21 protein-coding genes are annotated in these 22666 nt (G+C 61.6%); 15 read left to right on the forward strand and 6 right to left on the reverse strand.

Features of this window, described 5'->3' with window-relative positions; all coding sequences use genetic code 11:
- Positions 1-36: 36 nt before the first annotated feature.
- Positions 37-672 (reverse strand): hypothetical protein, encoded by a 636-nt coding sequence (locus tag LZG00_01050; GenBank protein ID MCF3592582.1) that lies wholly within the window; start codon positions 670-672, stop codon positions 37-39.
- Between the two features lie 155 nt (positions 673-827).
- Between LZG00_01050 and LZG00_01055 the strand changes: the two genes are divergently transcribed.
- From LZG00_01055 to LZG00_01085, 7 genes are all read left to right on the forward strand, one after another.
- Positions 828-2120 (forward strand): trypsin-like peptidase domain-containing protein, encoded by a 1293-nt coding sequence (locus LZG00_01055; protein MCF3592583.1) that lies wholly within the window; start codon positions 828-830, stop codon positions 2118-2120.
- 1 nt (position 2121) lies between these two features.
- Positions 2122-2829, forward strand: coding sequence for a response regulator transcription factor (locus LZG00_01060; GenBank protein ID MCF3592584.1), 708 nt, complete (start codon positions 2122-2124; stop codon positions 2827-2829).
- Positions 2826-4196: a HAMP domain-containing histidine kinase gene (locus tag LZG00_01065; protein ID MCF3592585.1), complete on the forward strand. Its 1371-nt coding sequence runs from the start codon at positions 2826-2828 to the stop codon at positions 4194-4196. Before LZG00_01060 ends, LZG00_01065 begins: the two co-directional genes overlap by 4 nt.
- Entirely contained in the window at positions 4197-5651 is a 1455-nt protein-coding gene (locus tag LZG00_01070) for a patatin-like phospholipase family protein (GenBank protein MCF3592586.1), read from the forward strand.
- A gap of 42 nt (positions 5652-5693) precedes the next feature.
- On the forward strand, positions 5694-7718 hold the full coding sequence (locus LZG00_01075; GenBank protein ID MCF3592587.1) for a caspase family protein: 2025 nt from the start codon (positions 5694-5696) through the stop codon (positions 7716-7718).
- Positions 7719-7739: 21 nt separating this feature from the next.
- A complete protein-coding gene (locus LZG00_01080) occupies positions 7740-8792 on the forward strand; it encodes a serine protease (GenBank protein ID MCF3592588.1) in 1053 nt (350 codons plus the stop codon).
- Between the two features lie 156 nt (positions 8793-8948).
- Positions 8949-9656, forward strand: a complete 708-nt coding sequence (locus LZG00_01085; GenBank protein ID MCF3592589.1) for a hypothetical protein — start codon at positions 8949-8951, stop codon at positions 9654-9656.
- A gap of 68 nt (positions 9657-9724) precedes the next feature.
- Here the strand turns inward: LZG00_01085 and LZG00_01090 are convergent, their stop codons facing one another.
- The 4 genes from LZG00_01090 to rbfA all read right to left on the reverse strand — a co-directional run bounded on the left by LZG00_01090 (position 9725) and on the right by rbfA (position 12690).
- Positions 9725-10483 carry a 5-oxoprolinase subunit PxpA gene (locus tag LZG00_01090; protein ID MCF3592590.1) on the reverse strand — a complete coding sequence of 253 codons (759 nt, stop codon included), beginning with the start codon at positions 10481-10483 and terminating at the stop codon, positions 9725-9727.
- A 73-nt stretch (positions 10484-10556) separates the two neighbouring features.
- Complete coding sequence (truB, locus tag LZG00_01095; GenBank protein MCF3592591.1) at positions 10557-11468, reverse strand: tRNA pseudouridine(55) synthase TruB; 912 nt, start codon at positions 11466-11468, stop codon at positions 10557-10559.
- A 75-nt stretch (positions 11469-11543) separates the two neighbouring features.
- Positions 11544-12290: a phosphodiester glycosidase family protein gene (locus LZG00_01100; GenBank protein ID MCF3592592.1), complete on the reverse strand. Its 747-nt coding sequence runs from the start codon at positions 12288-12290 to the stop codon at positions 11544-11546.
- A gap of 4 nt (positions 12291-12294) precedes the next feature.
- Complete coding sequence (rbfA, locus tag LZG00_01105) at positions 12295-12690, reverse strand: 30S ribosome-binding factor RbfA (protein ID MCF3592593.1); 396 nt, start codon at positions 12688-12690, stop codon at positions 12295-12297.
- 88 nt (positions 12691-12778) lie between these two features.
- Here rbfA and dapB point away from each other — a divergent pair, with 88 nt between their 5' ends.
- Positions 12779-13588, forward strand: a complete 810-nt coding sequence (dapB, locus tag LZG00_01110) for a 4-hydroxy-tetrahydrodipicolinate reductase (GenBank protein MCF3592594.1) — start codon at positions 12779-12781, stop codon at positions 13586-13588.
- Between the two features lie 56 nt (positions 13589-13644).
- Here dapB and LZG00_01115 read toward each other — a convergent pair whose 3' ends face one another.
- A complete protein-coding gene (locus LZG00_01115; GenBank protein ID MCF3592595.1) occupies positions 13645-13824 on the reverse strand; it encodes a DUF1674 domain-containing protein in 180 nt (59 codons plus the stop codon).
- 55 nt (positions 13825-13879) lie between these two features.
- Between LZG00_01115 and LZG00_01120 the strand changes: the two genes are divergently transcribed.
- The 7 genes from LZG00_01120 (at position 13880) to LZG00_01150 (ending at position 22645) form a co-directional block, all read left to right on the forward strand.
- Positions 13880-15148 carry a methyltransferase domain-containing protein gene (locus LZG00_01120; GenBank protein MCF3592596.1) on the forward strand — a complete coding sequence of 423 codons (1269 nt, stop codon included), beginning with the start codon at positions 13880-13882 and terminating at the stop codon, positions 15146-15148.
- A 102-nt stretch (positions 15149-15250) separates the two neighbouring features.
- Positions 15251-16984: a heparinase II/III family protein gene (locus tag LZG00_01125; GenBank protein MCF3592597.1), complete on the forward strand. Its 1734-nt coding sequence runs from the start codon at positions 15251-15253 to the stop codon at positions 16982-16984.
- A gap of 124 nt (positions 16985-17108) precedes the next feature.
- Positions 17109-18698, forward strand: coding sequence for a bifunctional phosphoribosylaminoimidazolecarboxamide formyltransferase/IMP cyclohydrolase (purH, locus tag LZG00_01130; protein MCF3592598.1), 1590 nt, complete (start codon positions 17109-17111; stop codon positions 18696-18698).
- A gap of 60 nt (positions 18699-18758) precedes the next feature.
- Complete coding sequence (gene lspA / locus LZG00_01135; protein MCF3592599.1) at positions 18759-19235, forward strand: signal peptidase II; 477 nt, start codon at positions 18759-18761, stop codon at positions 19233-19235.
- A gap of 45 nt (positions 19236-19280) precedes the next feature.
- Positions 19281-19805 carry a DUF3035 domain-containing protein gene (locus LZG00_01140; GenBank protein MCF3592600.1) on the forward strand — a complete coding sequence of 175 codons (525 nt, stop codon included), beginning with the start codon at positions 19281-19283 and terminating at the stop codon, positions 19803-19805.
- A gap of 204 nt (positions 19806-20009) precedes the next feature.
- A complete protein-coding gene (locus LZG00_01145) occupies positions 20010-21338 on the forward strand; it encodes an insulinase family protein (GenBank protein ID MCF3592601.1) in 1329 nt (442 codons plus the stop codon).
- A complete protein-coding gene (locus LZG00_01150; protein MCF3592602.1) occupies positions 21338-22645 on the forward strand; it encodes an insulinase family protein in 1308 nt (435 codons plus the stop codon). Before LZG00_01145 ends, LZG00_01150 begins: the two co-directional genes overlap by 1 nt.
- Positions 22646-22666 lie beyond the last annotated feature (21 nt).

The following is a 22666-nucleotide window of genomic DNA, read 5'->3' on the forward strand; positions in this document are numbered from 1 at the left end:
AATTCTCTCTTCAAATGATGGCAGGCGTCGGTCGCGTCAGTTGGTGATCAGCGAATATTGCACGTTGTTTGCGGTCATGTTTTCGATGGTTATGGTATAGCTGCCCGCCTGCCGCGGCTTCCATCCACAATAGGCAATCGCGCTGATATCGGTATCGGAACAGACCAGCCGGTTTTGATCGTCGTGCACCTTGAGGTTCAGATCGCTGCTGTCCTTTGCCTCGACATAGATCTCGGCATATTCGCCCGACTTGAATGGCACAGAGCGATAGGTGTCGGACTTTTTCGGGCCGATTCTGGCAATGTTATAGACCGGCCCGCTGACCACGCCCTTGGAAGATTCCGCCGCCACATCCTCGATCAGAGCCAGCATCGCAGGATCGCCCACCGCCAGCGCGCGCGCCTCGTTCAGCATGGTGTCGCCATCAAGCGGTGCTCCGGTGGCCGCTTCGCCTTCATCCGCCGTCCGCTTGACAGGTTGCAGCGCAAGGTTGCGTCGCAACTTGGCCGCCGCCAGCACCAAGAGCGCGTCGCGCCGCGCGATTCCGGCGTCATAGATCACGCGGCTGGCCTCGGCCTGACGAAGGGGCGGGGCGATTTCGGCGGCGGCGGGCAGGGTGACTGCCGCGAGCAACGGCAAGGCGAGGAGAGGGGGCAAAAACGAATGCGTCATCGGAGGAAAAACCTTCTGAAATACGGCAGTTGAGAAAAATAGTAGCCCTGCAATCGGAACCTGCCAACACTTGCCTGAAACATGACAGGATTTTTCACATGAACGTTTGAAGGATGCGTCCTAAGCTTGATCGAAAGATTATCGAAAGTCATTCCATGCGTATTATTCTGTTTGTCTTATGTCTGCTCTGTCCGCCGGTCGGCACAGCCCTTGCACTGCCCGCACAAATCAGCGAACGCACCGCCGCGCGGGTGCTTGGGGCCACATTGATGCTGCGCAGCGCCGATCAGCGCGACCGCTTTCTCGGCTCGGCCTTTGTATTTGGTAGCGATGAGCGCGCGCTGACCAATGCCCATGTTGTCGGCACCGCCAAGAAGGTGATTGCATTAACCCAGAGCGGCGCGCGCATCACTGCGCGGGTGGTTGCGATAGATCCGGCACGTGATCTTGCACTATTGGAGTTGGAAACACCGCATGGCCCACCGCTGGAGCCAAGCGAGGTTCAGCCCGCCCCCGGTCAGCCGGTCTATGCCGCTGGTGCGCCACTGGAGGCGGGGTTTTCGCTGACCGTCGGCATCATCTCGGCGCTGGCGCGTCAGATCGAGCCGACCCAGCCGGTGCGCTATCTGCAGCATTCCGCGGCCGTCAATCCGGGATCAAGCGGCGGGCCGCTGGTTGATGCGACGGGCCGTGTTCTGGGGCTCAACAGCCGGATCAGCGATGGCTCGCGGTTTTTTGTCGGTATTGCCTATGCGGTGCCGGTGGCTGATCTGGGTGCGTTCCTTGCCGCCGGTTCGCCGCCTCGGCGCGCCGCGCCGGGGGTGCAGCTTCGCCCGATTGACCCAAGGATGCGGGCCGCGCTCGGCTTTGATGGTTCCGGCGTATTGGTTGAGGAAGTGCGCCGCGACAGCCCGGCAGAGCGTGCCGGGCTGCGCGCGGGCGATATCCTTGTCGCGATGGATGGGGCCAGCATTGCCGCGCCCGGCGATATGGCGTTTGCGCTGGCCACGCTGAACGATGAGATCAGCATGACGGTGCTGCGCGGCGATCAACACCTGCGCCTGACGCTTTCGCGCCGCCCGCAGGGGTCGGCGATGGACAAGATGCCGCCGCGCGATATGGCGCAACTGAAAGCCTATGGGTTGGCTGATCTGGGCATGGATGTTGCCCCTGATGGCACGATTATCGCAGTGACAGCGCAGGGGCCCGGGTTTTTCGCCGGTTTGTCGCCGGGCGACAGGATTGCCGCCATCAATGGCGCTGATGTCTCGGCCATGCCTGCGGGTTGGTTGGCCCGGTTTCGCCTTGATGCCCCCGTCCTTGTGCGTATCACCTTGCCCGATGGGGCCTCGCGCCACTACGTTCTCGACCCATGGGACGACAGCGCCACGTTACGCCGGGCCAGTGCGGCAAACGTTTTGGACAGTGAGGTTGTGAGCTTTGAATGAGATGAGTGACAAGCCCGAGCCGGTTTTGATTGTCGAAGATGACGGCGACATGGCGCGCGTTCTTTCCGAGGCTTGCGAGGAACTGGGGTATACGCCTGTTCTGGTGGGAAGCTCTGCCGAGGCGCTGGAAGCCGCCGCAACGCGCCGCTTCCCGTTGGCGATCCTTGATCGACTCCTACCAGATGGCGATTCGATAGATGCCATTGCTGAGCTGCGCCGTCTCGGCAACGTGCAGGCGATCCTGATGGTCAGCGCGCTGGCACATGCCGGGCATCGCTCGCACGGGCTTGATCGCGGGGCGGATGATTACCTCGCCAAGCCCTTTGCGCCCGAAGAGTTGCGCGCGCGCATTCGCGCATTGATCCGGCGCAGCAAGTCGCAGGTGACGGACAATGATTTTCTGGTGTTCGGGGATCTGGAAATCAGGGTGCGCGCCCGCACGTTGCACTTTGGCCAGACCCATATTGCGCTTTCGCCCAAGGAGTTTGAACTGTTACTGTATTTCGCCACACATGCAGGCGCGCCGCTTAGCCGGATGCAGCTTCTCGAACATGTCTGGAACCTGCATTTCGATCCGCAAACCAATGTTGTCGATGTGCATGTCGGCCGTTTGCGCCGCAAGCTGGAAAGCCAGACGGGGCAGGCATGGATTCACACCGCGCGCGGTGCGGGATATTGGTTTGGCCCCGATGCGGGCGGGGCCGAATGACCCTTGCACGTCTTGCCTTTCTGCGCCGCGCGCTGGTGATCGCGGCCTTGCCGACGCTCCTGGCGGTGCTGGGTGTCTGGGTGGTGCAGGCGCAGTTGAAAACGCGCCTGATGGCGGCGGCGGAAACCCGGCTTCTGGCGGAAATGCAGGGTTTTGGCGCGCTCTATGATCAACGCCGCATCGTGGCGTTGCGCGAAGCTATCGACTTTCGCAGCCAACGCGGTGATCCGGCGGGCAGCGTCTATCTTCTGATGGATCGCGACGGCGCGGTTTTGGCCGGAAATCTGGCGCAATGGCCTGCCAAAATCACGCCCGAGAGTGGCGCGCCACAGCGGGTCACGCTTGGCGGTTTGTCCTATCTTGCCACAGCACAGGCATTGCGCGGCGGTTTTCCCCTTCTGGTCGGGGTCAGCCTGCTTCCGATGCAGGACATGCTGGCCCAGATGTTGCGCATTTTTGCGCTGTTTGGCGCGGTGATCCTGTTTGCCGGGCTGACCACGGCAGCACTTGTGGCACGCCGCGCGCGCGCCCGACTGACCCGGATCAACGCGTCTCTGTCGCGGATCGGCGGGGCCGGGGGCATGGCCGCGCGGCTTGATCCTGAGCCGGAAAACGGCGCCGAATACGCCGAACTGGCGCGCCATATCAACGCCATGCTTGAGCGGATTGCGCATCTCTTTGACGCGCATCAACGCCTTGGAAATGCCGTCGCGCACGAGATGCGCACGCCGCTTGCCCGTATCAGTGCGCGGCTTGATACGCTCGATCTCGACACGGTTGCGCGCGCCGGGCTGGAGGAGGAAATTCGCGCCACCATCCGGCTGTTTGACAGCTTGCTCAGCATCGCCCAGATGGACGCCGAAGCGGGCAACACCAAAGGTCTTGCGCCGGTTGATCTGTCAACAATCGCCGCAGGGATCGCCGAGCTTTATACGCCCGTGGCCGAGGAGCAGCAGCGCACGCTTCTGAGCGATCTGGAACCCGGTGCGGTCATTCTTGGCGACACTGATCTGTTGGCGCAACTGATGTCGAACTTGATCGAAAACGGGCTGAAATATACCCGCCCCGGCGATACGATCCGTCTTTCGATCTTTCGTGAAAACACGCGGGTGAAGCTGAGAATCGAAGATGATGGGCCGGGCGTTGACGAGGCGTTGCAAGCGCGCCTTTTTATGCCGTTCGCGCGCGGTCACGATTGCCAAACCAAACCGGGACATGGATTGGGCCTGTCGCTGGTGCGCGCGATTGCCCTGCGCCATGGCGCGATCCCGCGGATTTTGGCGGTGGAAAAAGGGTTTGCAATCGAAATTGACTGCCTGCACTTTTCGCCTGACGATGTGTCGCAACACACCATTGGGGACAGTTGAATGAAATTGATCCGGCAGGGCGCTGCGGCGTTTCTGACAGGTTTGCTGGCGGCTTGCGGCATGTGGAATGCGCCGATCAATCCGGCGCTCAACGGGGCTGCGTCACCTGTCGAGCCCGCCTTTGGCGGCACCCTTGCGACGCGCGACGAGCTTTTCATCGGGCTGGCCTTTTCCGGCGGCGGCACGCGCGCATCGGCGTTTTCGCATGGTATGCTCAAGGCGCTGCGTGACGCCACCGCCAGCCCGAAAAACCCCGATGGCTTGTTGCAACATGTGCGGCTGGTGACTGGCGTTTCGGGCGGATCAGTCACGGCGGCGCATTATGGGCTGCATGGTCCCAAAGGCGTGCGCAGCTATCGCGAGCGTTACCTCATTCAGAACGCCGAAAAATACATGGCAACGGCGGCGTGGAACCCGGTCACGCTGGTGCGTGGCCTCGCGGGTGGCGCCAATGGCCGCACCACATTCGCCCGCTTCCTCGATGAAAGCATACTCAACAAGGCCACCTTCCGGGATCTGTGGAAGCGCGGCCATGCAACCACCTGGATCAACGCCTCGGACGTTGCCAATGGCACGCCCTTCCTGTTCAGTCAGGAGACGTTTGATGCGCTCTGCTCCAACCTTGCCGATTTCCCGGTCAGCGAGGCGGTCGCGGCCTCGGCCGCCTTCCCGCTGGTCTTCGCGCCGATCACTCTGAAGGCGCACCGCGAGAATTGTGACTATTCCGAGCCTGATTGGTTGACCACCGCGCGCTATAATCCGGAATCCACCTCGGCTTTGCGTGCCTATGGTCAGATGCTTGAAACATACCGCGACCCGGACAAGATCAAGCTGGTCAAACTGCTCGACGGGGCGATCACCGACAATTTCGGCACCACCGGTCTTTCGGTCGCCCGCGCCAAGAGCCAGACCCCTTTCGGCCCGATGAGTGAGAAACAGGCCGTGCGGGTCAACCGCATGCTGTTTCTCGTGGCCAATGCCGGCACCCAGCAGGATTTCAAATGGAATCAGCGGCTGCGCGGCCCGGGCGGTTTGCAACTTGGCATGGCGATTGCCAATTCCTCGATGGGGGCGGCGACGCGGGTGGGCTATGACGTGCTGCGCCTGACGCTTGATCAATATTCCAAGGATCTGATCGCTTGGCGCTGCGACTTGCCGCTCTCCAAGGTACGCGCGCTTAGAGGAAGCACCAGGGGTTGGGATTGCAAGGATGTGAAGCTATTCGTTGGCGAGGTATCGTTTGCCGCGCTTGATGCGGATCAGCGCGATGCATTGAACGAGGTTCCAACGCGGTTGCGCCTGCCCACAAACGAGGTCGATCTGGTAATTTCAGCGGGGGAAGAGGCAACCCGCCTCAACCCCGATTTCAACGGCTTTCTGCGTGCAATTGATGCGGTGAAGACGCCAACGATCGGGGGCGGTGTAACCCCGCGTAGAATCACGCCAAGCAATTGATGAAAAACGCTGTTAGGTTTCAAGACGCTGTTGCCGGAACGCATGACGCGGCGTAATCTCGCGCCCATGATACGCGCCCTGTTCACATTTCTGATTGCCTTGCTCTGCGTGCCGCAAATGGCGCGCACCGAGACCCGTTCGGTGCTCGTCGGGGTTGGGGAATATCTCTATCTCGATGCCGACCTGAAGGGGCCGGTCAACGATGTCGGTCTGATGGCCGAAACGCTGATGCTGCGCGGGGTTGCGGCAGGTAGCATCACCGTTCTGGCAGATGAGGCGGCTGAACTGCCCCAAGGTGTCGCACGCGGCTTGCCCGATCGCGCTGCGATCCTTGATGCGCTGGGGGATGCGCTCGCGGCTTCTGCGCCCGGCGATACGCTGGTGTTTTATTTCTCGGGCCATGGCGCGCAGGCACCGGATGATGACGGTGACGAAGGCGGCGGCATGGACGAGATTTTCCTGCCCCGCGATACGCGCGGTTGGAACGGTGGCATCGGCGAAGTTGAAAACGCCATCCGCGACGATGAATTCGCCGTCTTTGCCGCGCGTGTGGCAGAGCGAGAGGTCAAGCTGGTGGCGATCCTTGATGCGTGTCATTCCGGCACTGGGTTTCGCGCGCTTGAGACGGGCGAGGCGCGCGCCCGCTATGTCAGCCCGGCGGCTCTGGGTCTGCCGGACAGCGATGCGCCGGATGCGCTGGCCGAGGCTGCCCCGCCCGAGGGCGAGTATGTTTTTCTCTACGCCGCGCAATCGGACCAGCGGGCGTTTGAATATCCGGTCGGCGAGGAGCGCCGCTGGCATGGTGATTTCACCCGTGCGATCACGGCGGTGATGCGCGAAGCGCCGAACCTCAGCTATAGCGCGCTGGTTCAGGCCGCCGCGTTGCGGATCGAAACCCGCGCCGGGCAGGCGGCGCAAACGCCGGATGTGGAGGGGCCAATGGCCGATGCGGCGGTGTTGGGCGGTGATGCACCCGGACTGGCGCGGATCGCGGTGGATGGTCAGGTGCTCAAGGCTGGGCTGCTGAGCGATGTGACAGAAGGCAGCGAAGTTGCGCTTTATTCTGGTCTGCTCGAAAAGAGCCCGGCGGGCCGTGCGGTTGTCACCGCCGTGCGCGCCAATTCTGCCGATTTGCGCTATTTAGAGCCTTATCCAACCACTCGTGTCAGCCATGGTGAGATCAGCCGCCGCGCTGTGGATGTATCGTTTTCCGTCGCCTTCACACCCGACGCGCTGGCACAGCTTGAACGCGGCGACACTGGCGGAGTTGCCGCATTGCAAGCGATGCTTGACCTCGATGTAACAGCGCCCAACCCTAGCCATAGGGTGATCTGGACCGGCGAGGAATTTGCGCTGATCGGCCCCGATGGTGTGCTTGATGCAAAGGGCGTCGGAACAAGCCCGCGTCTCGGCGTTGGGCCAACCACCGAATTGGCGATGCGCTTGCAGGCGGTCGCGGGTCGCGTGCGCTTGGAGCGCGCTTTGGCGCAGTTGGGGCAGGGCGGCGCAGTCAGCGGCTTTTCTCTCGGCACGACCGGTCCGAAAGTCGGCTTTGGGGTCACACCCGGCGCGCTGAGGGCGGGGAAATGCCGCGCGGGCGGGGGGGCTGTGCAAGAGGCCAGCGGTTCGGCCAAGGCGCGGCATTGCGATATCTTGAAACTGCGCGTTGAGAACCCAACGGCAAGCATGCAGGACATCACCGTGCTCTACATCGACGCCGCCTCGCAGATCTCGACGCTCTGGCCGACACAAAACGTCTCTAACCGGCTGGAAAGCGGCGGGTCCAAGGCGATGCGGTTTGGTTTGCGCAACGATGGCACGCGCGACCTGCATGAAACTGTGATTGTCCTTTCGGTTCCCGCTGAGCCGGGATCGCCGCGCACGCGGTTTACCGGCCTTGGCAGCGGCGACAAGAGCCGCGGGCGCAACGGCGCGATGGCCGATTACCTCGCCGATCTGACAGAACCCGGCACCAGCCGGAATTTTTCCCTAACCCCCAACGCGCCTGCCCTTTCGGTGGCACGGCTCGATCTCAACGTGCAGCCATTTGCTGCCAGCAACAATTAGCCCTAACTTGGAGATATTATGATGAATTTCAGACCCCTGATGACCCTTGCATTTACGCTGGCGGCGTTGCCTCTGGCGGCGCAGGAGCTGACCTTGCCCGCGCAGCCGCCCGAAGCCGCTTCGCCCTTTGCCTTCGCGCAGAGTGGCAAGAAGGCCGAACGCGCGATGGAGGCACAAGAGGCAGATAGTGCAGGCCGTGTGATCGGTGGCGAAGTGGCCGAAGATGGTGCCTGGCCGTGGCAGGTCGCTCTGCTGATCTCGGGGCAGCCGGTGACGGCGGATGCGCAGTTCTGCGGCGGTTCGATGGTGCTGGATCGTTGGGTTCTGACGGCGGCGCATTGCATTCACATGCAGGATGCCAACGGCATCTACCGCGACCTCGCGCCGGGTGTGATTTCGGTGCTGGTCGGAACCAATCGCATCGCCGAGGGCGAAGGTGATCTTGTGCCGGTGGAACAGATCTTTCGCCACCCGGCCTATATTGGCGAAGAGTTCGACAATGACATCGCGCTGATCAAGCTGGCCCGCGCGCCATCGGTTGATTATGCCACGATCAAGGTGCCCGACAGCGAGTTCGGCGATCAGCTTGATCAGCCCGGCGTGCGCACCGTCGTCACCGGCTGGGGCCTGATCGAGGGCGCCAAGCGCACCGAGATGATGCGTCAGGCCGAAATCCAGATGTTGAGCCGCGCCAATTGCAATCAGGTGATGCTTGAATCGCGCGCCAAGTCGGCGGCCGAGGGCATCGCCTTTGCCGCCCAGGCGTTTGGTCTGAAACAGCCCGAAGCCCAAGAGGTCTGGCAGGAGTTGCTCACCCATGTGCGTGAACCGATGACCGCCAACATGCTGTGTTCAGGCACGTTTGAAGGCGGCAAGGGAAGTTGCAGCGGTGACAGCGGTGGCCCACTTGTGGTGCCGGTAGGTGATGGTGCTTATGTGCAGGCCGGAATCGTCAGCTGGGGTCTGTCAAATACGACCACCAAATCCTGCCTGGAGACGGCGCAATTCTCGGCCTATACCCGCGTGTCGAATTATCTTGATTGGCTGGATCAGACGATCAACGCGAACAATTAAGCCAAAGACGCTCGCCGCGCCCCGAATGGTGCGGCGGGCTGCGACTTTCTGACGGCATTTGTCATAAACAAACGCTGGAAAACGGCAGGTTGTGCTGACATCATCTTTTCAGAGCTTGAAAGACTACCCATAAAAACCAACCGAAGGACCATTTTAATGACCCGTAGTTTTCTGTTTTCCCTGCTAAGCGCCACTGCGCTTGCTACAATGCCGATGGCCGCCATGGCCGAGGACAAGACCGGCGAAAATGTGCAGCAGATGGCCCAAGATGCCGCCCCCGGTGTGGTCTCCAAAGCCGCGCTGGCACAGGATCTCTTTAGCCACGCGCAAGAGACCAAGAACGCAGTTGCAGCCCTTGCGGCAGCGCAGATCATGATGTCGCTCGATGTTGCGGATGTAGAGCGTGAAAAGGAAACCAAGGACAACCCGGATGCGGGCGAGGTTTCTGATGCCGATGGCAACGCCGATGCCCCGGCGGATGGAATGGCCATGCTGGCCGCAGCCAAGGAATATGCCGGTGGTGATGCGGCCTTGATGGGTCTGATTGAGGACGCAGAGGCCGAGGGCGCACGCGGCCGGATCGGTGGCGCGTCACGCACCCTGTCGCGTCTGCGCGCGGGCAAGATCGACATCTTCAAGGTGCCCTTTTATGGCGGGCGGCTGGCCGAGATTGCAATCCTGGGCGATGGTGACGCCGATCTTGATCTGCTTGTTACGGACGAGAACGGCAACACGATCTGCCTTGATCGTAGTTATTCTGACAAGCTCTACTGCTCGTTCACGCCGCGCTGGGATGGCTACTTCGTTGTGGCCGTGGCCAACCAGGGTCGCGTACGTAACAGCTATTACATCCTGACCAACTAAGGCGGACTGACGGCTGACATTTAAAAAACGCGCGCGGGTCCAACCTGCGCGCGTTTCCTGTTTCAGCGTCAGAACTTTTGCAGGGTCACCCCGGCGCTGCTGAGCAAGCGGTGCAATTCGCGCGCCATCTCGACCGCTTCGGGGGTGTCGGAATGCAGACAGATCGTGTTGATCCTTGCCGCAATACGCTTGCCCGACTCTGCGATAATCGCATCCTCGCCCAGCATGTTCAGTATCCGTTTCGCCGCCACATCGGCGTCGTGCAGCACCGCGCCGGGCAGCGAACGATCCACCAACGTGGCATCGTCGTTATAGGCGCGATCGGCGAAAATCTCTCCAGCCCAGTTGCCGCCCAGCTCCTCGATTGCCTGCTGTTGCGCCGTCGCGGCCAGTACCATCACGATGATATCCGGATCCACCGCCAGAGCGGCGCGATAACAGGTGCGCGCCAGTTCGATGTCTTCGCTGCACATATTGGACAGCGCGCCATGCAGCTTGAAGTGGCGTACGTGCCCGCCCGCCGCTTTCGCCATGCCCTGCGCTGCGCCCAGTTGATAGGTAACAAGATTGGTCAGTTCCGCATGGCTCATCGGCAGACGACGACGCCCAAAACCGCGCAGATCGTCAAATCCAGGATGCGCGCCGATGCCCACACCCTTGTCCATGGCCATGCGCATCGTGCGGGCCATCACATCGGGGTCGCCCGCATGCATCCCGCAGGCGATATTGGCCGATGTAATCACATCAAGAAGTGCCGCATCATCGCCCATCTTCCAAGGGCCAAAGCCCTCGCCCATATCCGAATTGAGATCGACGGTTTGCACCATAGCCCTGCGCCTTTCCTTGCCAAAATGGGTGTCCACACCACCGCTCAGATAATAGCGCGGTGCGGTGTGATTGTCATGCTGACTGGTTGAAAACCCGGCTCGGGTGCAGCTCTCCAGCCTTGTAAATGCCCACGGCTACTGCTTGCCCCTGATACGAGGCCCAGCATTCATCGCCGTATTCAATGTCATGCGCGATCACCATGCCGGGATTGCCATTGCGCAGCCGCGCGGCCCCCGCCTCGGTCGCCTTGACCTCGGGCAACTCGCCCAACCCTTCTTCCAGCGGGCGCAGCCATTCGTCCAGCTCGGGGCTTTTCGCCTTGGCCTCAACTTCGTCCAGCCTGAGACCGTCTTCGGCATCAAACGGCCCCGACCATACGCGCCGCAGCCAGGTCACATGCCCATAACAGCCCAGAGCCTCGCCCAGATCGCGGGCAATCGAGCGCACATAGCCGCCCTTGCCACAGGTCATCTCAAGCACGGCCGTATCGGCATCGGGCCGGTCGTTCAGCAATATTTCTTCCACCCAGAGCGGACGCGCGGCAAGCTCAACATCCTCACCCGCTCGCGCAAGAGCATAGGCGCGCTGCCCGTCGATCTTCACGGCGGAAAACTTGGGCGGCACCTGCATGATATCGCCAAGGAACGCCCCCAGCGCCGCCTTGATTTCTTCGTCACTCGGCCGCTTATCGCTCGTGGCGATCACTTCGCCCTCGGCGTCGTCGGTGTTTGTCGCTGCCCCAAAACGCACGGCGAACTTATAGGCCTTTAAGGCGTCGGTAATATAAGGCACCGTCTTGGTTGCCTCGCCCAGAGCCACGGCCAGAACCCCGGTCGCCTCGGGGTCGAGCGTGCCGGCATGGCCCGCCTTTTTCGCATCAAACGCCCAGCGCACCTTGTTGACCACCGCGGTCGAGGTCATGCCAGCGGGCTTGTCGATCACCAGCCAGCCGGAAATATCGCGGCCTTTGCGTTTGCGTGCCATGGGGTGCCTTCCTGTTGCCAAGATACGCGGGGTAACGCCGCGCGAAGTCTGCGTCAATCCTGCAAGAAACAGTCTCTATTCGGGCGCAACCACGCCTATGATCGGCCCAAGCTGAAACCCGGCGTCGGACCGGTTCAACGATGGCGCATAAAGCCGCGAAACATTGCCATCAAAATAGAGAGCCTGTGGCAACTTCAATTCATCGCGAAACAGCCGCCCGAATTCATGAAAGGTTACCGTGTTGTTGGATATCGCAAACACCACACGCCGCCCGTCGGCGGATGTACCCACGCCGTTGCGCACATAGCGGCTTGTGCTGTCGGGCAAAAACCGTGGGTGCAGCGCGCCATCAATCACCAGCATTGGCCCCGATTGCGTGGCATCACGACAGTTGGGAGTTTCGCGTTCAAACCGCTTGGTCTCAAACACATCGGCGCGGCCTTGGCGGATACAGAACACCCCGTTTGGCAACAGCCCGAAATTCCCCGGTCCGGCGGATGTAATCAGGCGCTGCGCCTCTACCCCGTTTTCAAGGTAATGCCCCACCGGCCGGCGATCATCGTGATACATTCCCGCGTTCATCGCAAATCTGAGCCGCTTGCCCTGGCCCTTCATCGCTGCATCAATATTGCCGAAATGCCCGTAAATAGAGCCTGTTTTGTCCTTGAGAAACAGCCGTAGCTCTTCGCTGGCGGCATCAACTTCGCAGATCGAATAGCGGTTGCCGTCATGGGTGATATCGCGGCACTCGACCGCGCTCGCGGCCCCGGCCCAAGCCAGTACCCAAACCGCTGTAATTATCGTCAGCCCTGCGCGCCCCATCGCCCTACTCCTCGATATCGCGGCGAACACTCTCCTGATCAAACAAGCGCCGGGTCGCATCCATCTGGTCAAAGGTCTCATCAAGACGAAACCGCAGATCGGGCGTGTATTTCAGCCCCAGCGCCTTGCCAATCGCGCGCCGCAGTTCTCCGCGATTGCGCGCCAGAAGCTTCAGCGTGTCGTCACGCCCTTCCCCTCCCAGCGGCATCACATAAGCAGTGGCGATCTTGAGATCGGGCGACGTGCGCACCTCTCCCACGGTGATCGAGAGCCGGTTGAGCTCGGGATCGTGTATATCGCCGCGCGCCAACACCTCGGCCAGCCTGCGCCGGATCAATTCGCCGACCTTCAGTTGCCGTTGTGACGGACCGGGCCCATCGTGAAATTTGTTCTTTGCCATGCTGCGCATGTAGTCTTTTGAGCGGGCTTTGCCAAGCCGGGGATGCTGGGATATGCAAGGCGTGAACAGACAGACGCGAGGGATCGAAATGTCAGACCTGCCCGGAATCGTGATTACAGGCGTCTCGGGGCGCATGGGCCAGATGCTTGTGCGCACCGTTCTTGATTCGGACAAGGTGCGGCTTGTGGGCGCGATCGAGCGGGCGGGCCATGATTGGCTGGGTCACGATCTGGGCGAAGCGATGGGAATGGGCGCGCTGGGCGTGACGGTCGATTCCGATCCGCTGGAAAGTTTTGCACGCGCCCATGCCGTGATCGATTTCACCGCCCCGCAAGCGACCTTGCAGTTTGCCGCGCTGGCCGCACAGGCGCGCATCGTGCATGTCATCGGCACCACCGGGATGAGCGATGCCGAGATCGCCGCGCTTGAACCCGCCGCGCGCCATGCGGTCATCGTGCGCGCTGGCAACATGAGCCTTGGGGTGAACCTTTTGACCCAACTCACCCGCAAAGTGGCCGAAGCGCTGGATGAAGATTACGATATCGAAGTGATCGAGGCGCATCACAACCAGAAGGTTGATGCCCCCTCGGGCACGGCCTTGATGCTGGGCGAAGCGGCGGCAGAGGGGCGCGGTGTGGCGCTGGATGACGTGGCCGATCGGGGCCGCGACGGCATCACGGGCGCGCGCACCCGTGGCCATATCGGTTTTAGCGCCATTCGCGGCGGTGATATCGTGGGCGAGCATGACGTGATGTTTGCCGCCGCTGGCGAGCGCATCATCCTGCGTCATATCGCAACCGATCGCTCGGTCTTTGCGCGTGGCGCGCTAAAGGCCGCGCTCTGGGGTCAGGATAAAGCGCCGGGTCAGTATGATATGGTCGACGTTCTGGGTCTTTGACGCCACAGGGTGGACGAGTTGCCCGCGTTGGCAGCCAAACCACTCAACAAACGCGATCAGAAATCTATCGCGATGCCCTTTTTCTCCCAATCGCCATAGCGCGCGGGGTCAAGCCCGTCGCGCCCGCCCAACTCCTTGGGGCGTGCCTTGGCTTCTTCGTCGGCGATCTTGCGCCGTTCTTCGGCTTCCGCAAGGGCGCGGATCGCGGCGGGGGGGAGGTCTTTCTTTACGCTCATGTGCTTGATATATGCCGCGCCTAGGCCTTTGCCAAGGACGACCTAAGGAATCCCGATGTCGCACCCTCCCATGACTGCGCGCCGTGCTGCGGTGCACCTGCTCGACCAAGTGCTTGAAGAACAGCTTTTGCTTAGCGAAGCTTTGGCCAGTGGCGTTCTCACCCGGCTTGACCCGGCCGAGCGCGCCCGCGCCCAGAGGCTTGCCACCGACACATTGCGCGGGCTGGAACGCGCTGATCGGCTGTTGCAAAAACACCTGCGCAAATACCCGCCGGTGCACGTACGCAACGTTCTGCGCATGGCCACGGTTGAGCTGGCTCATGGTGGCGATGCGCATGGCGTGGTGAACGAGGCGGTCAATATCGTCGCCTCGCACAAGCGCCACAACCGCATCAAGGGGCTGGTCAACGCCGTGCTGCGCAAGATGGCCGATGAAGCGCCCGCAAAATGGGATACTCTGCGCATTCCGCGTCTGCCAAAATGGCTGCGCGGCCCGCTGGTTCAGGCCTATGGCCCTGAAGTGATGATCGCCATCGAAGCGGCGCATTTCGCTGGCGCGCCGCTTGATCTGACGGCCAAGACCGACCCCGCCGCCGTGGCCGAAGCGACCGGCGGCACGCTTCTACCCACCGGGTCTGTCCGCCTTAGCGGTACGCCGCAGGTCTCGAACCTTCCCGGCTATGACACGGGTGAATGGTGGGTCCAGGACACGGCCGCCGCTCTGCCCGCCCGTATCCTTGCCGTGCAACCCGGCGAAAAGGTGCTTGATATGTGCGCCGCCCCCGGCGGCAAGACGCTACAACTCAGTGCTGTTGGTGGCGAAGTCACAGCACTTGATATCTCGGCCAACCGGTTGACTCGCGTGGCCGAAAACCTCGGCCGCACCGGGCTGACCGCCGAGATCGTCGAAGGTGATGCGCTCACTCATGAAGGGCAATATGACGCGATTCTGCTTGATGCGCCCTGTTCGGCCACCGGCACGATCCGCCGTCATCCCGATCTGCCACATGCCAAGGACGGTGCAGAGTTCGGCGCGCTGATCGATTTGCAGGCCGCGATGCTTGACCACGCGATTAGCCTTCTCAAACCCGGCGGCAGGCTGCTCTATTGCACCTGTAGCCTTCTGCCAGACGAGGGCGAAGTACAGGTAGAAGAGGCTCTAACCCGCCACGAAATGCTTGAAATCGACACTGCTGCGCTGGCGCTCCCCGGTATTGAGCCGGACTGGATCACCGAAGAAGGCGGGCTGCGTCTGCGCCCTGATTTCTGGTCCGATGTGGGCGGGATGGATGGGTTTTACATCGCGATGCTTCGACGCAAGTAGGCAAAAATCCCCAACCCCAGGTTTTGGTGGATGACCTGCCCTCAAAGCCGGGCTAGTATGGCACGCAACGACGCTCTTTGATGGGCGCATGAGGCCGAGTTGATGTCCGAAGGCGAAACGATCCGCGTGTGGTTCACGCGCCTGCTCAACCGTGTGCAAGCGCGCATCAGCGCCGTGGGCAAACCGGCCACGGCCTTCGTGTCTCAGCCAGAACCCCGCAGCATCGGCATCTTTGCCCGCGGACGACAGCTTATAGCGGGCAATTTTCTCTTTGCGGGCAAGCTGATCGAGAATGACAGCGCCAGCATCTGGTCGCTTGGTGCCAAATCGCCCGCTTTCCTGCAAGAAATCCACGGTTTTGCCTGGCTTGATGATCTGGCGGCGGTGGGCGACGCCCCGGCCCGTGTCCGCGCTCAGGAATGGACCTGGGAATGGGTGGCACAATTTGGCGGCGGCGCTGGCCCCGGCTGGACGCCCGAACTCACCGGTCGCCGCCTGATCCGCTGGATCAATCACGCGATTTTTCTGCTGCATGGCAGTGACAAGGAACAATCTGACGCTTTCTATCGCTCGCTCGCGCATCAGACGATCTTTCTTGGTCGCCGCTGGCAGGCCACAACGCCGGGCCTGCCCCGGTTTGAGGCTCTAACTGGGCTGATCTATGCCGGGCTGTCGCTTGAGGGGATGGAAAAGCATGTCGCCCCGGCGGTTCAGGCGCTGGCGCGCGAATGCCGCGCGCAGGTCGATGCCGAAGGCGGCATTCCCACCCGCAACCCCGAAGAGTTGCTTGAGGTTTTTACCCTCTTGTGTTGGGCCGCCGCAGCGCTTTCGGAAGCGGGCAAGCCGGTGCCCAATACGCATTTCGAAGCGATTGAACGGATCGCGCCCACGCTGCGCACCCTGCGCCATGCTGATGGTTCGCTGGCGCGGTATCATGGTGGCGGCAAGGGGCTGGAAGGGCGGCTCGACAACGCGCTGGCGCAATCGGGCGTCAAGGGCCGCGCACCCGACGGGCTGTCGATGGGTTATGCGCGGTTATCGGCGGGGCGCACCTCGGTGATCGTCGACGCGTCGCCCCCGCCCAAAGGCCGGGCCAGCCATGACGGCCATGCCAGCACACTTGCGTTCGAACTTACGTCGGGGCGCCGCCCGCTGGTCGTGAACTGCGGTTCGGGTGCCAGCTTTGGCGAAGAGTGGCGCCGCGCCGGGCGCGCCACCCCGTCGCATTCCACGCTTTGTATTGAGGGATATTCCAGCGCCCGCCTTGCCGGAGGAACCGGGCGCAATGCCGAATATCTCACCGAGGCCCCCAGCCATGTGCCGATCGAGATGAGCCAGGCGCCCGATGGCATCCGTTTTCAGGGTGGTCATGATGGCTGGGTCAAATCCCACGGGCTGACCCATGCGCGCACACTCGAACTTACCTTCGATGGGCGGGGCATGGTCGGCGAAGACCTTCTGATCTGTCTCAACGAGGCCGATGAGGCGCGATTCAACAAACTGCTCGAAGACGGGCTTGGCGTCGGTGTGCAATTTCGCATCCGGTTTCATTTGCATCCCGATGTCGATGCCGAACTTGATATGGGCGGTGCCGCTGTCTCGCTTGGCCTCAAAAGTGGCGAGCTTTGGGTGCTGCGCAGCGAGGGCGGGATCGAGATGACCGTTGAACCTTCGGTCTATCTCGAAAAAGGCAGGCTCAAACCCCGCCATGCCCGTCAGATCGTGCTTTCGGGCCATGCCACCGAGACGGCGACGCGGGTGCGCTGGTCGCTCTCCAAGGCGCAAGACACCCCGGTCAGCATCCGCGACGTGAAAATGGACGATTTGCCGGTCTGAATGGTCGCCGTACGTTCGGCGGCCACTTTTTTCTGCATGCGCGACATAACTGCGGTTCAATCTCTCGTCTGATTGGCGTATGCGACGCTCGAAAGCTGCCAAATCGTCTTATCGGAGACCCGCAATGACCGATCACCCCACCATTCGCCGCGCCCTTCTGTCCGTGTCCGACAAGACCGGCCTTGTCGATCTGGGCCGCGCCCTCTCGGAACGCGGCGTCGAGTTGCTCTCGACCGGCGGCACCGCATCGGCGCTGCGCGACGCAGGTCTCACCGTAATCGACGTGGCCGAGATCACAGGCTTTCCCGAGATGATGGATGGCCGGGTCAAAACCCTGCATCCGATGGTGCATGGCGGTCTGCTGGCGCTGCGCGACAATGCCGATCACACCGGCGCGATGGACACACACGGGATCAAACCCATCGACCTGCTGGTGGTCAATCTCTACCCGTTTGAAGAAACCGTCGCCAAGGGCGCCGAGTGGGACGACTGCATCGAGAATATCGACATCGGCGGCCCGGCCATGATCCGCGCCGCCGCCAAGAACCACGCTTTTGTCAGCGTCGTTGTGGATGTCGAGGACTATGAGACGCTCATTTCCGATATGGATCAACACAACGGGGCCACCTGCCCGAAATTCCGCCGCAAGCTGGCCCAACGCGCCTATGCCCGCACTGCCGCATATGACGCTGCCGTTTCCACATGGATGGCCGATGCCATTGGCGACCCCACTCCGCGCCGCCGCGCCTTTGCCGGCACATTGGCCCAGACCCTGCGCTATGGTGAAAATCCGCACCAATCGGCCAGCTTCTATACCGATGGCTCCGCCCGCCCCGGTGTCGCTTCGGCGGTTCAGCATCAGGGCAAGGAACTCAGCTATAACAACATCAACGACACCGACGCCGCGTTCGAGTTGGTCAGCGAATTTGACGCCGCAAACGGCCCGGCCTGCGCCATCATCAAACACGCCAACCCCAGCGGCGTGGCGCGTGGCGCGACTCTGAAAGACGCCTATGTCAAGGCGTTCGACTGTGACCGAACCAGCGCATTTGGCGGCATTGTCGCCCTCAATCAGCCGCTTGATGGCGCAACGGCCGAAGAAATTGCACAAATTTTTACAGAAGTTGTGATCGCCCCCGAGGCCAGCGCCGAGGCCCGCGAAGTGTTCGCCGCCAAGAAGAACCTGCGCCTTCTGACCACCGGCGGCATGGCCGATCCAATGGCGGCGGGTCTCACCTATCGGCAGGTCTCGGGTGGGTTGCTGGTGCAGGACAAAGACAACGGCCACATCACCCTTGATGACCTCAAGGTGGTGACCAAACGCGCCCCGAGCGAGCGTGAACTCGCTGACCTTCTGTTCGCCTGGACGGTCGCCAAGCATGTGAAATCAAACGCGATTGTATACGTCAAGGACGGCGCAACCGTAGGTGTAGGGGCGGGCCAGATGAGCCGCCTCGACAGCGCCAATATCGCCGCGATCAAGGCCGCCCGCATGGGCGAGGCGCTGGGTCTGCCCGACAGCCCGGCCAAGGGGTCTGTCGTTGCATCGGATGCGTTTTTCCCCTTCGCCGATGGTCTGATGGAAGCCGCCGCCGCAGGCGCCACGGCGGTGATTCAGCCGGGCGGCAGCATGCGCGACGACGAAGTTATCGCAGCGGCAGACGCAGCAGGGCTGGCTATGGTCTTGACCGGGATGCGTCATTTCCGGCACTAAGGGTTGAGCAAAAAGTGTCGAGGCCGGACGAACCGGCCCGAACGAGGCAGGAGAGCAGAGATGCGCACCGTTTTCTGGGTCGGTTTCTGGACCTTTCTGGCCGATCAGGCCAGCAAATACCTGATCGTGCATTGGATGAACCTGCGCGAGCTGGGTGAGATTCTTGTGATTCCCGGATTTTTCAATCTGCGGATGGCGTGGAACTATGGCGTCAACTTCGGCCTCTTTGCAGAAGACAATGAACTCACGCGGTGGGTGCTTATCATTGTCGCGCTGGTGATTTCAGGCGCCGTTTTGTGGTGGACCCATCATGAGGCTGGCGGCGCAATGACCCGCATCGCGGCGGGGCTTTTGGTTGGCGGGGCGCTGGGCAATGTGGTCGATCGTTTGCTTTATGGTGCGGTGGCCGATTTCCTGAATGTCACCTGCTGTAGTTTCAATAACCCATATGCCTTTAATGTCGCCGATGTAGCGGTGTTTGCCGGGGCCGTGGGAATGGTAATTTTCACCGGGGCGAAAACCCCGCGTGACGTTTGACGGGCAATGCGTTAGAAACCTGCCCAAATGGTGTTGGAGTGTTCCATGCGCAAGCGCATCTTGATCCTGATCCTGGCGGCAACCGGTTTGGCCGGATGTGCCGGCTATGAGCGTGACATCACGCTGCGCAACCTTCAGGCACCGGGCAACGGCCCGGATGAGTTTTCGATCCTGCCCGGCAAGCCGCTTGAGCAACCCAAGAGCTTTACCGAGCTTCCTGCGCCGACACCGGGCGCCACCAACCTGACCGACCGCAACCCGAAGGCCGATGGCATTGCCGCGCTGGGCGGGCGACCTGAACGGCTCACGCCCCAAGGCGTGCCGGGCAGCGATGGCGCACTGGTGCGCCATGCGTCGCGCAATGGGGTCGACCCAACCGTGCGTGAAACTCTTGCCGCGCAGGATGAAGATTTCCGCCGTCGTCAATCGCGCTTTACCAAGCTGCGCATCGCGCGTCAGGATCTCTATAACAAGGTCTATAAGCGCGAAACGCTCAATGCCCGTCGCGAGATGAATCGCTATCGTCGCAGTACCGGCGTGCGCACACCCTCGGCGCCCCCGCCGAACTGAGGGTCTGCCAGCACCCGCAACTGAACAGGGCGCGCTATTTCGTGACTCCGCACCCAAGCTCTGTCTGATAACTCACATCTGCGTCACCTGCCGTCGCCATGCCTTGCAGCGGCTGCGCGGGTGCCTATTGTCTGCCTCAACCGCCATGTCGAGAGGAAAACCCCTATGACGAAGCCCCTGACCCGATGGCTCACCGTGTTCGCAATGTTCGCTATTTTCCTGAGCCTGCCCGCGCTATCCGGGGCTCGGGCTGATGATCAGGTGACAAGCTTCACGCTCGATAATGGCATGGAGGTGGTTGTGATCGAGGATCACCGCGCGCCGGTGGTGGTGCATATGGTCTGGTATCGCGCCGGATCAGCCGATGAAACGCCGGGCGTCTCGGGTGTGGCGCATTTTCTTGAGCATCTGCTGTTCAAGGCCACCGACACCCTTGAATCCGGCGAATTTTCGTCGACCGTCGCGCGCAATGGGGGGCGCGACAACGCCTTTACCAGCTTTGACTACACCGCCTATTTCCAACGCGTCGCGGCTGATCGGCTCGAACTGATGATGCGCATGGAGAGCGACAGGATGATCAACATCCGCCTCTCCGAGGATGACATCGCCACCGAACGTGATGTGATCATAGAAGAGCGTAACATGCGCGTCGAAAACAACCCGGACGCGCTGTTTCGTGAACAGAAACGCGCGGCGCAATATCTCAATCACCGCTATGGTGTGCCGGTGATCGGCTGGCGCCACGAGATGGAGAAACTCGATCTCAACGCGGCCATGACCTACTACAAGCGCTTTTACGCGCCCAATAACGCCGTGCTGGTGGTGGCCGGTGATGTGTTGCCAGACGAGGTGCGCGGGCTGGCCGAGAAATATTACGGCGTCCTGCCCGCCAACCCCGATCTTGCACCCCGCGCCCGCCCGTCCGAGCCACCACAAATGGCCGAACGTCGGCTGACCTTTCACGACCCGCGCGTCGCCCAACCCTATGTCAGCCGCTCCTACCTCGCGCCCGAACGCAACAGCGGAGATCAGGAACAAGCCGCGGCCCTCACTTTGCTGTCCGAGCTTCTGGGCGGAGGCAATACCTCTTGGTTTTCTGAGAAATTACAATTCGAAACCCAGAAGGCGGTCTATACCGGCGCTTTCTATGATGGCAGTTCGCTTGATGAAAGCACCTTCAATCTGGTCGTCGTGCCCTCCGAAGGTGTCACCCTGCAAGAGGCCGAAGACGCGATGGATGACGCTCTGGCGCAATTCCTGCAAGCCGGTGTTGATCGCGAACAGTTGGAACGCATCAAGATGCAACTGCGCGCCTCCCAGATCTATGCCCGCGACTCTGTTGAAAGCCTGGCCAACCGCTATGGCGGGGCGCTGACCACCGGGCTGACAATCGCGGATGTGCAGGCCTGGCCCGACGTGTTGCAAGCGGTAGGCGAAGAAGACATCCTCGCCGCCGCGCGCGAAGTGTTAGTGCGCCGCAATGCAGTTACCGGGTGGCTGATGAGCGCCGAGACCAAGGAGATTACCCAATGATGATGCGTCTGGCTCTTACCCTCGTTGCCGCCCTGACATTCGCCCTTCCGGCCCGCGCGGGTGTGGATATCAAGGAGATTACCTCGCCCGGCGGGATTGAGGCCTGGTTGGTCGAGGAGCATCAAATCCCCTTCATCGCGCTTGAGCTGCGCTTCAAGGGCGGTGCCTCGCTCGATGCGCCCGGCAAACGCGGCGCGATCAACCTGATGACCGCCCTGCTCGAAGAGGGCGCGGGCGACATGGACGCGCGCGAATTCGCCCGCGCGGCGGAAAGCCTCGCCGCCTCGTTCCGCTACCGCGCCAGCGACGATACAGTCTCTATCTCGGCCAAATTCCTCACCGAGAACCGCGATCAGGCTATCACCCTTCTGCGCGAAACGCTGATCAATCCGCGCTTTGACGAGGATGCGATCGAGCGGGTACGCGCCCAGATACTCTCGGGTTTGCGCTCGGACCTGAAAGACCCCAACGCCATCGCCGGACGCGCCTTTGACGCGGCGGTGTTCGGTGATCACCCCTATGCCAGCTCGAAAGACGGCACCATCGAGAGCGTCACCGCGCTCGGCCGTGCCGATATCCTTGCCGCCCACGCAGCCACCATGGCGCGCGATCGTCTCTATGTCAGCGCTGTCGGCGACATCACCGCCGAAGAACTCGGCGCGCTGCTTGACAGCTTGCTTGCCGATCTGCCTGCCAGCGGTCCAGCCATGCCCGGCAGGGCCAATCCGCAATTCACCGGCGATCTCACCGTGATTGATTTTGACACGCCGCAATCCGTCGCAATCTTCGGCCAGCGCGGCTTGCCGCTCGACCATCCCGATTTCTTCGCCGCCTATCTTATCGATGTTATCCTTGGCGGCGGCGGTTTCGAATCCCGCCTGATGACCGAAGTGCGTGAGAAACGCGGCCTGACCTATGGCGTCTATTCCTATCTCGTAGACAAGGAATTCACCGATATCTGGATGGGCTCGGTCGCCTCGGCGAATGATCGCGTTGCCGAAACCATCGAGGTGATCAAGGCTGAATGGCAGCGTATGCACGACACCGGCGTGACCGCAGAAGAATTGCAAGACGCCAAGACCTATCTCACCGGCTCTTACCCCCTGCGGTTTGATGGCAACGGCCCGATTGCCAACATCATGGCCAACATGCAGGTCGCGCATATGCCGCTTGATTACATCGCCACGCGCAACGACAAGGTCGAGGCGGTGACGCTGGAACAGGTCAACCGCGTCGCGCGCGAATTGCTCGATCCCGAGCATCTCAGCTTCGTGGTGGTCGGTCGCCCGGAAGGTCTGTCAAACTAAGCCATCAGAAGGCCGCCTGTC

Source organism: Rhodobacteraceae bacterium LMO-JJ12, from assembly GCA_021555075.1.
In the GTDB taxonomy this organism is placed as follows: domain Bacteria; phylum Pseudomonadota; class Alphaproteobacteria; order Rhodobacterales; family Rhodobacteraceae; genus JAKGBX01.